Here is an 11920-nt window from a genome sequence, read left to right on the forward strand (position 1 = left end):
GGACGGGCCGCCGTCGTTCCCGGCCGCGCGCGCCCCGCCGGGTCCGGCGCCCCGGTGTCCGGAGCATCCGCTCGGGCACGGAAGAATGCCACCAACGAACGACAGGCGGCGGAAGGCGGCAGGTCCAGTGGAACCTCGGATCATCGGCAGCGGCACGGACGAGCACCTCGCGGACCCCTTCGGCAGCGCCGAGCTGCGCCGACGGGTGCTGGACGCCTGGGCCGCCTCCCCGGCCAGATTCCGGGAGGACGCCAACGCCGAGGAGGAGCTCGCCCTCGGCGGCTACCGGGACCGGCTGGTGGTCGAGCTGGCGCAGAACGCCGCCGACGCCGCCGCCCGCGCCGGGCGGGGCCCCGGCCGGCTGCGGCTGACCCTGGCCGACGGCGTGCTCGCCGCCGCCAACACCGGCGCGCCGCTGGACGCCGCGGCCGTCGAGTCGCTGTCCACCCTGCGCGCCTCCTCCAAGCGCGCCGACGAGCAGCCCACCGTGGGCCGCTTCGGCGTCGGCTTCGCCGCGGTCCTCGCCGTCACCGACGAGCCCGCCGTGCTCGGCGCGGCCGGCGGCGTGCGCTGGTCGCTGGCCGAGGCCCGGGCGCTCGCCGAGACCCAGGCCCAGGAGCGCTCGCAGCAGGAGCTCGCGGACGAGCTGCGCCGCCGTGACGGCCACGTGCCGCTGCTGCGGCTGCCGTTCGCCGCCGAGGGCCCGGCGCCCGACGGCTACGACACGGTGGTGGTGCTGCCGCTGCGCGACGCCGCCGCCGAGGACCTCACCCGCCGGCTGCTGGCCGGGATCGACGACGCGCTGCTGCTCACCCTGCCGGACCTGGCCGAGGTGGTCGTGGAGACCCCGGACGGCGTGCGGACGCTGACCCGCTCCGCCGACGAGCCGCGCCCCGACGGGGTCACCGCGGTCACCGTCACCGACGACGGGGGCGCGGCGGCGGGGGAGGCCGGCGGCGGCCCGCGCCGGACCGTCTGGCAGACCGTCGGCGCCTCCGGCACGCTCGACCCCGCCCTGCTCGCCGACCGCCCCACCGAGGAGCGCGCCCGCCCGTACTGGACGGTGACCTGGGCCGTCCCGGTGCGCGCGGACGGCACCCCGCTGCCGCCCGCCGTGGCGCCCGTGCTGCACGCCCCCACCCCGAGCGACGAACCGCTCGGCGTGCCCGCGCTGCTGATCGCCTCCTACCCGCTGGACCCGACCCGCCGCCACGTCGCCCCCGGCCCGCTGGCCGACTTCCTCACCGAGCGCGCCGTCGAGGCCTACGCCGAGCTGCTGCGCGCCCGCGGCGGCGACCTCGGCTCGCTCGGGCTGGTGCCCGGCCCGCTGGGCCAGGGCGCGCTGGACAACGCGCTGCGCGCCGGGATCCTCGGCCGGCTGCCCGGCACGCCGTTCCTGCCGCACCCGGCGCCGGTGGAGGAGGGCACGCCGGCGCTGCGGCCCCGGGACGCCACCCTGCTGGAGGGCGCCGACGGTTCGGTGGTCGAGGCGCTCGCGCCGATCTTCCCCGGGCTGCTGCCCGCCGGTCTGGAACGCCGCACCGAGCTGCGGGCGCTGAACGTGCGGCGGGTCCCGCTCGCCGAGGTGGTCGACCAGCTCGGCGGCCTGGACCGCGAACCCGCCTGGTGGCGCAACCTGTACGCGGCGCTCGGCTCGGCCGACCCGGAGGCGCTGGGCGCGCTGCCCGTCCCGCTGGCCGACGGACGCACCGTCACCGGCCCGCGCCGGGTGCTGCTGCCCTCCGACGCCGAGGACTGGGCCGGTTACCCGGGCTACCCCGAGTCGCTGGCCGACGCGCTGGCCCTGCTCGACCTGCGCCTCGCGCACCCCGAGGCGGCCCACCCGCTGCTGGCCAAGCTGGGCGCCGGCACCGCCACCCCGGCCGGGGTGCTCGACACGCCCGAGGTGCGGGCGGCGGTGGCCCGCTCGTACGAGGTGGCCGAGGACGACCTGGACGCCGCCGTGGACCTCGCGGACGCGGTGCTCGCCCTGGTGAAGGCGGCCGCCCCGGCGGCCGGGGAGCACCCCTGGCTGGCCCGGCTGGCGCTGCTGGACGACGAGGGCGAGCCCGCCCGGGCCGGCGAGCTGATCCTGCCCGGCAGCCCGCTCGCGGCGCTGGTCCGGGAGGACGACGCCGGCTGGGTGGACGACGAGCTGCTGGAGCGCTGGGGCCCCGAGGTGCTGGCCGCCGCCGGCGTGGCGGCCGACTTCGTGCTGGTCCGCGCCGAGGACGTGGTGCTCGACCCGGACGACCTGGAGCGGCTCGACCCGACCGCCCCCGCCGACCGCGCGGCCGGCGGCCACCCCACCGGACTGATCGACGAGGCGCCGGACGGCCTGGCCGAGTGGGCCGAGGACGCCCTGGAGGCGCTGCACGCCGACGACGCCGACGCCGTGGGCGTGCCGCCGGTGGCCGCCGAGCTGCCGGCCGTCCGCGACCTGGACCTGGTGGACGACGACGCCTGGCCCGAGGCGCTGGCCGCGCTCGCCCGCCCGCCGTACCGGGACGCCGTGGTCCAGCCGGTGCGCACCCTGCTGCCGGACGGCTCGTACGTCGACCTGCCCTCGTACACCGCGTGGTGGCTGCGCGACCACCCGGTGCTGGACGGCCGCGAGCCGGCCGGGCTGCGCGCCGCCGGGGCGGACCCGCTGCTGCGCGGGCTGTACGACGAGGCCCGCACCACCCTCGACGAGCAGTTCCTGCACGCGCTCGGGGTGCGCACCACGCTGGCCGCGCTGCTCGCCGAACCGCACGGGCCGGACGAGGTGCTGGACCGGCTGACCGACCCGGCCTCCGAGGTCGGCCACCGCCAGCTGCACGGCGTCCACACCGCGCTGGCCCGGGTCGACGCCGGGCGGATCGAACCCCTCGACGTGGTGCGGGCACTGCCCCCGCTCGACCCGGAGACCGGCCGCCGCCCGGCGCACACGGTGATCGTGGACGCCACCGAGGCGGTCGTCGCGGACGCCCCCGACCTGGTCCAGCTGCTGCACCCCTACCCGCTGCTGCCCGTCGCCCCGGCCCTCGCCGCGGACCTCGCCGAGCGGCTGCACGTCTCGCTCGCCAGCGAGGTGGCCGGCGGCCGGGTGCTCTCCGAGGGCACCCTCCACCGGGTCCCCGCCGTGGTGCGGGAGCTGCTGCCCGGCTGCCCGGTGGCGTACGAGGAGCACGAGGAGCTGCTGGTGGTCGGCCCCGACGGCGGGGAGGCCGCGGTGGACTGGCGCTGGGACACCGCGGCGGACACCCCGGAGGCCCCGTACGACCCGGAGCGCGCCGAGGAGGCCGACGAGGACGACGAGTTCGAGCTGCCCCCGGTGCCCGGCCTGCTGCACGCGGCCACCCCGGAGGGGCTGGCGGCCGGGCTCGCCTGGTCGGTCGGCCAGTGGCACCGCCGCTTCGAGGTGCTGGCCGCGCTCACCGAGCCGGACCGCGCCTACGAGCTGTCCGCCGCCCGCGACTTCGAGGGCTGACCGGACGGGTCGGCCCGGCCCGGTCCGCCGGGCCGGCCGGCCCCCGGGGCGGTCGCGGGCCGGTGCGGGGTGCCCGGCGGGTCGGGGTCGTCCATGGTGCGGCGCACCACCCGCCAGGCGACCTCCAGCAGCACGTCGGCGACCACCGCGATCGCCACGGCGATCCACGGGTCGCGGGTGCCGGCCAGCGACAGCTGGAAGAAGTCCGACAGCCACGGCACCATCAGCACCAGCGCGAAGGCGCCGCCCATGGTGCCGATCAGCAGCAGCCGCCACCAGTTGTACGGGCGGGCCACGATCGCCAGCACCCAGATCGCCACCAGGAACAGCGTCAGGGTGGCCACACTGGTGTCGGCCTCCAGGTCGGTCGCGTGGTTGGCCCGCGCCAGCGCGTACGAGGTGAAGGTGGCCGCGCCCGCGATGATGCCGCCCGGCACGGCCATCCGCAGCACCCGTCGCACGAAGCCGGGGCGGGCCCGCTCGTTGTTGGGCGCGAGGGCCAGGAAGAAGGCGGGGACGCCGATGGTCAGCGTGGAGAGCACCGTGGAGTGCCGGGGCAGGAACGGGTACGGGGAGTGGGTGAAGATCACCAGTAGCGCGAGCAGCACCGAGTAGACGGTCTTCACCAGGAACAGCCCGGCCACCCGCTCGATGTTGCCGATCACCCGGCGGCCCTCGGCGACCACCGAGGGGAGCACCGCGAAGCTGTTGTTCAGCAGCACGATCTGGGCCACCGCGCGGGTCGCGTCGCTGCCCGAGCCCATCGCCACGCCGATGTCGGCGTCCTTGAGCGCCAGCACGTCGTTGACGCCGTCGCCGGTCATCGCCAGGGTGTGCCCGCGGGACTGCAGGGCGCCGACCAGGTCCCGCTTCTGCTGCGGGGTCACCCGGCCGAACACGGTGGTCCGCTCGGCGGCGTCGGCCAGCGCCTTCGGCTCGGCGGGCAGCGTCCGGGCGTCCAGCGGGTGCTCGGCGCCGGGCAGGCCCAGGTGGGCGGCGACCGCGCCGACCGAGACCGCCGCGTCACCCGAGATCACCTTGGCCTCCACCCGCTGGCCGGCGAAGTAGCGCAGGGTCTCGGCCGCGTCGTGGCGCAGCCGCTGCTCCAGCACCACCAGCGCCAGCGGCTGCAGCCGGGCCGCCGGGTCGGGCGAGTCCAGCGGGACGGGGCTGCGGCCGAGCAGCAGCACCCGCAGCCCCCGCGCGCCCAGCTCGTTCACCTCGGCCAGCGCCGGGTGACCGGCGGGCAACAGCACGTCCGGCGCGCCCAGCAGCCAGCTGGCCTCGCCGCCCTGCGGCTCCAGCAGCTGCACGCCGGACCACTTGCGGGCGGAGGAGAACGGCATCGCCTCGATCACCCGCCAGCCGGCGCCGTCGGACCCGCCGCTGCCGGACCCGCCGTTGCTGCCGGACCCGCCGTCGCCGGTGCCGTACGCGTCGATGACGGCCTGCATCGACGGGTTGGGGCGGGCGTCGGCGCCGGCCATCACCCCGAGCGCCTGCCGCAGGACCGCCGGGTCGCCCAGCATGTGCCGGGCCAGCGGGGTGCCGGGGCGCGGCCGGCCGTCGGTGGAGCCGGGGTCGTCGTCGTCCTCCCTCGGACCGTGGCCGCCGGGGGCGCCGCGGGGGTCCGGGCCGCCGTCGAGGGGGCGCAGCTCGACCACGTCCATGCCGCCCTCGGTGAGGGTGCCGGTCTTGTCCAGGCAGACCGTGTCCACCCGGGCCAGCCCCTCGATCGCGGGCAGCTCCTGCACCAGGCACTGCTTGCGGCCCAGCCGGATCACGCCGATCGCGAAGGCCACCGAGGTCAGCAGCACCAGCCCCTCGGGCACCATCGGCACGATGCCGGCCACCATCCGGCGCACCGCCTCCTGCCAGTCCCGGCCCTCCACCGCCAGCTGGCTGATGATCAGGCCGATCGCGGTCGGCACCAGCAGCCAGGTGATGAACCGCAGGATGCTGTCGATGCCGCTGCGCAGCTCCGAGCGGACCAGGGTGAAGCGGCTGGCCTCCTCGGCGAGCTGCGCCGCGTACGCCTCCCGGCCGACCTTGGTGGCGGTGAACGCGCCCGCGCCGGCCACCACGAAGCTGCCGGACATCACCTGGTCGCCGGGCTGCTTGAGGACGGGATCGGGCTCGCCGGTGAGCAGCGACTCGTCGATCTCCAGGCCGTCCGCCTCGGTGACCTCGCCGTCGACGATCACCTTGTCGCCGATGCCGAGCAGCACGGTGTCGTCCAGGACGATCCCGGCGGTGGGGATCTGCTGGACGCGGCCGTCCCGGCGCACCTGGGGCCTGGCCTCGCCGATCAGCGCGAGGCTGTCCAGGGTCTTCTTGGCGCGCAGCTCCTGGACGATGCCGATCGCCGTGTTGGCGACGATCACCAGGCCGAACAGGCCGTCCTGGATCGGTCCGACCACCAGGATGATCGCGAACATGACGCCGATGATCGCGTTGAACCGGGTGAAGACGTTGGCCCGGACGATCTCCCGGGCCGAGCGGCTGGAGCGCACCGGGACGTCGTTGACCTCGCCCCGGGCGACCCGCTCCGCCACCTCGGCGGCGGTGAGTCCGCCGCGCCGCCCGGGCAGCAGCCCGAGCGGGTGCGCGCCGTCGCTGTGCTCCTCGCCGGGCGTCTCTTCCGCGGGGTGCGTCATGGCACCGACTCTACGGGCGCCTTATGTCCGTTGCGTCGTACTTCGGGTGGATTCAGTCCGACCGGGTGGCGGGATTCTGTCCATTACCGGACAGGCCGGTTTCGCCGCCGTTGGCGCCGTCCTGCCCGGCGGCGGCCCGGCTGCGGGCGATCGCGTCCCGGCGGGCGCGGCAGTACCAGAGGCCGATCAGGCCGAGTCCGGCGCCGGAGAGGCAGATCCACGGCCAGTCGCCGTACCCGTGGTCGGACAGGGCGTCCTGGAAGGGCAGCAGCGCCAGGAAGGCGACGAACCACAGCACCGTGCCGCCGCCGACGATGGCGACGTCGTTGGCCTCCAGGGGTGGGGGCGAGGGGTGCGGCGGGGTCTTCGGCATGGGGCTAGGGTACGGGGCCGTCGGCGCCCGCCGGATCTCCCGGGGGGCGTGCCGGTCCGGCGCGGGGTGCGGGCGCCGTCCGCGGGAGGTTCACGGGGTGTCCGCACGGCGTCCACGGGTGGCTCCCGCGGTGCCCGGGTGGGGTCCACGCGGGGCCCAGGTGGGGTCTACGCGCGAAGATAGCGCGTGCACGATCGGGGAATTCATACTGATGATTCCGGTTGGCCGGGTCATGCCCACGGCGTCCCTGCCGCCGGTCCCCGTCCGGCCACCGTCGCTCCGGGCGCCACCCTCTCCTCCGCCCCCACCCGAGGACGCACGCATGCCTACGGCCCAGCCGACCGTCGAGTCGCCCGAGCCTCTCCAGACCGCGCCGAAGCCCCCGGCCGGCGCGCTGGACCGCTACTTCCGGATCACCGAGCGCGGCTCCACCCTGTCGCGCGAGCTCCGCGGCGGTGTCGCCACCTTCTTCACCATGGCGTACATCCTGGTGCTGAACCCGATCATCCTCGGCAGCGCGGTGGACATGACCGGCGCCAAGCTGGACAGTGCCGAACTGGTCACCGCGACCGCGCTCACCGCGGGCCTCACCACCCTGCTGATGGGCGTCATCGGCAACGTCCCGATCGGGCTGGCGGCCGGCCTCGGCGTCAACACCATCGTCGCCCTCCAGCTGGCACCCCGGATGACCTGGGCCGACGCCATGGGCATGGTGGTCCTCGCGGGCTTCGCGATCATGCTGCTGGTGGCCACCGGACTGCGCGAGCGGGTCATGAACGCCGTACCGCTCGGGCTGCGCAAGGCCATCGCGATCGGCATCGGCCTGTTCATCACCCTGGTCGGCCTGGTCGACTCCGGCTTCGTCAGCCGCATCCCGGACGCCGCCCACACCACCGTCCCGCTCCAGCTCGGCGGCAACGGCCACCTCCAGACCTGGCCGGTCCTGGTCTTCGCCCTCGGCCTGCTGCTCACCCTGGTCCTGGTGATCCGCAAGGTGCCGGGCGCCATCCTGATCGGCATCGCCGTGATGACCGGCGTGGCCGTCGTGGTCCAGCAGCTCGCCGAGCTCCCGGCACTCGCCTGGGGCCTGACCGTGCCGGCCTGGCCCGGCAATCCGGTCGCCGCGCCGGACTTCGGCCTGGTCGGCGAGGTCAGCCTGTTCGGCGGCTTCGAGAAGGTCGGCCTGCTCACCGGCGCGCTCTTCGTCTTCACCGTCCTGATGTCCTGCTTCTTCGACGCGATGGGCACCATCCTCGGCGTCGCCGACGAGGCCCACCTGCTCGACGGCAAGGGCGACCTGCCCGGCATCAACAAGGTGCTCATGGTGGACGGCATCGCCACCGCGGCCGGCGGCGCCGCCTCGTGCTCCGCCAACACCTGCTACGTCGAGTCCACGGCCGGCGTCGGCGAGGGCGCCCGCACCGGGTTCGCCTCCATCGTCACCGGCGTCCTGTTCCTCGGCGCGCTGTTCCTCACGCCGCTCGCCACCATGGTCCCCGCCCAGGCCGCCACCCCGGCCCTGGTCACCGTCGGCTTCCTGATCCTGGCCAACTCGGTCCGCGACATCGACTGGTCCGACCACACCATCGCGGTCCCGGCGTTCCTGACCATGGTCCTGATGCCGTTCACCTACTCGATCACCAACGGCATCGGCTTCGGCTTCATCGCCTTCTGCGTCCTGCGCCTCGCCGCCGGCCGCGGCCGCGAGGTCCCGGCCCCGATGTACGCGGTCGCCGCCGTCTTCGCCTTCTACTACCTGATGCCCGCCCTCGGCCTCGGCTGACGCCGTCCTTCGGTGCGTCTGCGGCCCCGCGCTCGATCGCGAGCGCGGGGCCGTTCGATATCAAGAATGAGCCCAGCCTGATATCGTTTTCCTGTTGCCACCCGAGGGAGGAATCGCCATGGCGCGAACTGTGATCGACCTCGATGACGACCTCCTGGCCGAGGCTCAGCGCCTGTTCGGCACGACCACCAAGGTCGCCACCGTCAATGCCGCACTGCGGGAGGCCGTGAAGCTGGCCCGGCGGATAGAGCTCGCCGACGCGATCGCCAACGGGGAGTTCGACCTCCTCGACGACTCGGGCACATCGGCTGCGGCGTGACCCGGGGGCGCTACCTGATCGACAAGTCGGCCTTGGCGCGCTGGGGGAAGCCGGCGGTGCGGCCGGTCCTCGACGACCTCTCGCAGCGGGCGCTCCTGGCGGTGAGCGCGGCGGTCGAGATGGAGGTCCTGCACAGTGCCCGAAGCGCGGCGGAAGCGGACCGGCTGAGCCACCTGCTCCGAGGGTTCGACTACCTGCCGTGCACGGACGAGGTCTGGGACCGGGCGAAGGACGTTCAGCGCCGCGCCTTGTTCAGGGGCAACCATCGCGCCCTGTCGATGGCCGACATGCTGATCGCTGCCACGGCCGAGCGGCACGGGGTCACCGTCCTGCACTATGACGGCGACTACGACATGATCGCGTCCATCACCGGGCAGCCCGTTCGCTGGGTCGTCCCGGCCGGCACGGCCGACTGAGTTCCCGCTGATGTCCGCCCTCGGCCCCACGTGGCCACGGCCTCGTCCGCTCGGGCTTGAGCGGCCAAGCTGTCTCCGAGGTCGGCGTAGGTGAGGGCGTGGACCCGCTTGTACTTCTCGGAGTCCCAGCGGATCAGCGCCGCCCGGTGCTGCTGTTCGGTGCCCGCGTGGTCGCCGAGGTCGGTGAGGGTCCGGGCGGTGTGGCTGGCGACGGTGCCGGCGGCAGGGCCGCTCACGAGCGAGAAACCCGGCTGTGGGTCCTCGTGTCGGGAGAGCGCGTCCTCCGCGGCCGACAGCGCGCGGGCTGCGGACGGCTTGTCGCGCGTGGCCGCGTGAGGGGCTCCCGGCGGCGCGCATCGTGCCGTTCGATTCGAGGGCGCGGGCGGCGCGGTTGTTCGGTTGTCAACCATACTGGGGGCAACCGGCGGTGGCGAAGGGGCGATGGGCGTGAGAGAGCAGGACGAAACCGGACTGGAGTCGGAGGAGCGCCCCGATCCGGAGGCGGAGCGGCTCGGAGAGCGGATCGAGTTCCTGTTCTCGTACGTGCAGCCGCTCGGCCGGCGGTACACCCTGCAAGAGGTGGTGGAGGGGATCCGGGAGGCGGCCGGGCCGGGGGACTCGAAGATCTCGGTCGGCCGGCTGTGGACGCTGGTCAAGGGGCGGGCCGGGAACCCCACCGTCGGGACACTGCGGGCCCTGGGTGACTTCTTCGGCGTCCCGCAGGCGTACTTCATCGACGACGAGGTGGCGGACCGGGTCGCGGCGCAGCTCTCGCTGATCGCGGCGATGCGGGCCAACGACGTCCGCTCGGTGGCGCTGCGGGCGGCCGCTGTGGCGACCATGTCGACGCACGGGGTGGACACCGTGCGGTCGCTGGTCGAGCGCAGCGGGCTGCTGGAGGCCGAGGCGGGACCGGCCGAGGCGGGGCCGGCCGGTGCGGGACCGGCCGAGGCGGGACCGGCCGGTGCGGGGCCAACGTCACAGCCTGCCGTCTGACGGTTCGTCTAGACTCCGGCTGGGGGCGGGGGCGGGGCCGCTTCGGCGGGGAGTTGCACGGACGCGGGGGCGCGCGTGGAGGAGCGGGAGTGGCGTCGGTTCAAGGCGCGCTGTGAAGACCTGATCGGGAAGCTGGACGTTCCCGCGCCGGTCACGATCGAGGCCCTGGCCGATGCCGTGGCCCGGTGGCGCGGGCGGGCGCTGCGGCTGATACCCCTGCCGGGCACCGAGGCGCGGGGGTCGGGGATCTGCGGGGTGTGGATCGCCCTCGGTGACGCCGACCACGTCTACTACTCGGCGGTGACCAGCCCGGTCCACCAGGCCCACATCGTGCTGCACGAACTCGCGCACATCCTGCTGGACCACCGGCAGGACGGCGAGCCGGACCACGAAGGGCTGCGGCAGCTCTTCCCCGATCTGGATCCGGCGATGGCGGCCCGGCTGCTGGCACGGGACCGCACCCGGGCGACCACCGACCAGGAGCAGGAGGCCGAGCTGCTGGCCTCGCTGATCTGGCAGCACTTCGACACGATCCCGGTCGGTTGTCCGGGAGTCCCGCGCGAGTCGGCCGACACGGTCGCCCTGGTGATATGCACCTTCGCCGACGCCTACGAGTGGAGGGGATCCGTTGAGGCCGTTTGACCTGGTGGTCCTTCCGCTGGTGTGGAGCCTGGCCCTGTACGGCCTCGGCGTGCGGGGCGCGCCCCGGCGCAACCGGGTGCTGTCGACGATGTGGACCTGCTGGGCGGTGTCGATGACGCTGGGCGTGCCGACGGTCCGGCGCCTGGTCGACACGGTCCTCGGCATCGCCAGTGGCACCAACCTGCTGGTGCACCTGATGGGGCTGGCCGGGACGGCGGCCATGGTGGAGTTCGTCCGGGAGATGACCGGACGGGCGCAGGGCCGGGTGTCGCGGGTGAACCTGGCGGGGCTGGTGGCCGTGTCGGTCGCGCTCACCGTCACGTTCGCGGTGATGCCGCGCCCGGACGGCGAGGTCGACCTGGTGACCTTCAGCCAGGCCTCGTCGAGCGGGTACCTCTACTGGGTGCTGCTGACCGGCGACATCGCGATCGGTCTGGCCTCGGCGGCGCGGCTCTGCTGGATCCACGGCAGGCACGTCGCGCCCGGCCCGGCACGGACCTCGCTCTGGCTGATGCGGGTCTCCACCCTGCTCGGAACGGTCTATCTGCTCCACCGCCTGGTGTATCTGACGCTCCATCGGGCCGGAGTGGAGGTTCCGCAGTCGGCCGCGATCGCCGGGACCACCCAGGTGCTGCTGGCGCTCACCCTGGTGCTGTTCGCACTCGCCGTCGTCTGGCCGGCGCTCGCCGAGTACCGGCAGAAGCGCGCGGCCGCGCGGCAGGCGGAACGGATCGCGCCACTGTGGCGGCTGCTCCGGGCGGCGACGCCGAGAGTCGTCCTGCCGCTGCCCGAGGAGCTGAGGCGCAACAACCCCCGGTTGCGGCTGTACCGGTACGTGATCGAGATCAGGGACAGCGCGCTCGTCCTGGAGGGGCACCTCAGTGACGCCCATCTGGCGGTGGCCGAGCGGGAGCTGCGGGCGGCGGGTGTCTGCGGTGACGAGCTGGCGCCGGCCGTGGAGGCCGCGCTGCTGAGTCATGCCGCCGCGGCCGAACTGGCCGGTCGGGCCGCGGCGTTCGGTGGTCGCACGCCCGCCCGGGGCGAACTGGACCTGACGGCCGAGCTGGGCTGGTTCGAAGGGGTCGCGGCCGCGGTGGGCTCGCCCGCGGTGGTGTCCGCCGCCGAGCGGCTGAACGTCGTGCCCGGCACGTCGATGGCGGACACCCGCGCTGATGGTTGATCCGGGGGGTGGTCCCGGGGTGCGGGTGGTGGTCGCACCCCGGGGGTGGGGGTTATCGGGGGTCGCCCCAGGCGATGTAGGT

The 11920-nt window shown here is 74.8% G+C and carries 9 protein-coding genes and 1 pseudogene; 7 read left to right on the forward strand and 3 right to left on the reverse strand.

All coding sequences use genetic code 11. From position 1 onward, the window contains the following. Positions 1 to 127: 127 nt before the first annotated feature. On the forward strand, positions 128 to 3472 hold the full coding sequence (locus ACWEQL_RS15860; protein WP_452150827.1) for a sacsin N-terminal ATP-binding-like domain-containing protein: 3345 nt from the start codon (positions 128 to 130) through the stop codon (positions 3470 to 3472). Here the strand turns inward: ACWEQL_RS15860 and ACWEQL_RS15865 are convergent. Further along, positions 3436 to 6129: an HAD-IC family P-type ATPase gene (locus ACWEQL_RS15865; protein ID WP_452150828.1), complete on the reverse strand. Its 2694-nt coding sequence runs from the start codon at positions 6127 to 6129 to the stop codon at positions 3436 to 3438. The two genes, ACWEQL_RS15860 and ACWEQL_RS15865, sit on opposite strands and share 37 nt — an antisense overlap. A 52-nt stretch (positions 6130 to 6181) precedes the next feature. Beyond that, positions 6182 to 6502 carry a DUF2530 domain-containing protein gene (locus ACWEQL_RS15870; protein WP_452150829.1) on the reverse strand — a complete coding sequence of 107 codons (321 nt, stop codon included), beginning with the start codon at positions 6500 to 6502 and terminating at the stop codon, positions 6182 to 6184. A gap of 322 nt (positions 6503 to 6824) precedes the next feature. On the opposite strand from ACWEQL_RS15870, the gene ACWEQL_RS15875 reads away from it, so the two are divergent. The 3 genes from ACWEQL_RS15875 (at position 6825) to ACWEQL_RS15885 (ending at position 9020) form a co-directional block, all read left to right on the forward strand. After that, positions 6825 to 8285 (forward strand): NCS2 family permease, encoded by a 1461-nt coding sequence (locus ACWEQL_RS15875; RefSeq protein ID WP_452150830.1) that lies wholly within the window; start codon positions 6825 to 6827, stop codon positions 8283 to 8285. A gap of 118 nt (positions 8286 to 8403) precedes the next feature. Continuing rightward, the gene (locus ACWEQL_RS15880; protein ID WP_452150831.1) at positions 8404 to 8604 is read left to right on the forward strand and encodes a type II toxin-antitoxin system VapB family antitoxin; all 201 of its coding nucleotides are present in this window, start codon (positions 8404 to 8406) and stop codon (positions 8602 to 8604) included. Beyond that, complete coding sequence (locus ACWEQL_RS15885; protein ID WP_452150832.1) at positions 8601 to 9020, forward strand: PIN domain-containing protein; 420 nt, start codon at positions 8601 to 8603, stop codon at positions 9018 to 9020. The genes ACWEQL_RS15880 and ACWEQL_RS15885 overlap by 4 nt, the downstream gene beginning before the upstream one ends. Here ACWEQL_RS15885 and ACWEQL_RS15890 read toward each other — a convergent pair. Continuing rightward, positions 8951 to 9355: pseudogene (locus ACWEQL_RS15890) on the reverse strand (tetratricopeptide repeat protein); the annotation flags it as partial. The gene ACWEQL_RS15885 and the pseudogene ACWEQL_RS15890 overlap by 70 nt on opposite strands. Before the next feature lie 106 nt (positions 9356 to 9461). Between ACWEQL_RS15890 and ACWEQL_RS15895 the strand changes: the two are divergent. The 3 genes from ACWEQL_RS15895 (at position 9462) to ACWEQL_RS15905 (ending at position 11838) form a co-directional block, all read left to right on the forward strand. Continuing rightward, positions 9462 to 10016 carry a hypothetical protein gene (locus tag ACWEQL_RS15895; protein ID WP_452150833.1) on the forward strand — a complete coding sequence of 185 codons (555 nt, stop codon included), beginning with the start codon at positions 9462 to 9464 and terminating at the stop codon, positions 10014 to 10016. 75 nt (positions 10017 to 10091) lie between these two features. Beyond that, on the forward strand, positions 10092 to 10658 hold the full coding sequence (locus tag ACWEQL_RS15900) for a hypothetical protein (protein WP_452150834.1): 567 nt from the start codon (positions 10092 to 10094) through the stop codon (positions 10656 to 10658). Further along, positions 10645 to 11838: an MAB_1171c family putative transporter gene (locus ACWEQL_RS15905; protein WP_452150835.1), complete on the forward strand. Its 1194-nt coding sequence runs from the start codon at positions 10645 to 10647 to the stop codon at positions 11836 to 11838. Before ACWEQL_RS15900 ends, ACWEQL_RS15905 begins: the two co-directional genes overlap by 14 nt. The last annotated feature ends 82 nt before the right edge of the window (positions 11839 to 11920 follow it).

The sequence above is a fragment of the Kitasatospora sp. NPDC004240 genome, from assembly GCF_053603215.1.

What these genes read in the sequence shown, in the direction of transcription:
- ACWEQL_RS15865 (WP_452150828.1), bottom strand. Translation starts at nt 6,129, where the DNA reads ATGACGCACCCCGCGGAAGAGACGCCCGGCGAGGAGCACAGCGACGGC.
- ACWEQL_RS15880 (WP_452150831.1), top strand. Translation starts at nt 8,404, where the DNA reads ATGGCGCGAACTGTGATCGACCTCGATGACGACCTCCTGGCCGAGGCT.
- ACWEQL_RS15875 (WP_452150830.1), top strand. Translation starts at nt 6,825, where the DNA reads ATGCCTACGGCCCAGCCGACCGTCGAGTCGCCCGAGCCTCTCCAGACC.
- ACWEQL_RS15895 (WP_452150833.1), top strand. Translation starts at nt 9,462, where the DNA reads ATGGGCGTGAGAGAGCAGGACGAAACCGGACTGGAGTCGGAGGAGCGC.
- ACWEQL_RS15870 (WP_452150829.1), bottom strand. Translation starts at nt 6,502, where the DNA reads ATGCCGAAGACCCCGCCGCACCCCTCGCCCCCACCCCTGGAGGCCAAC.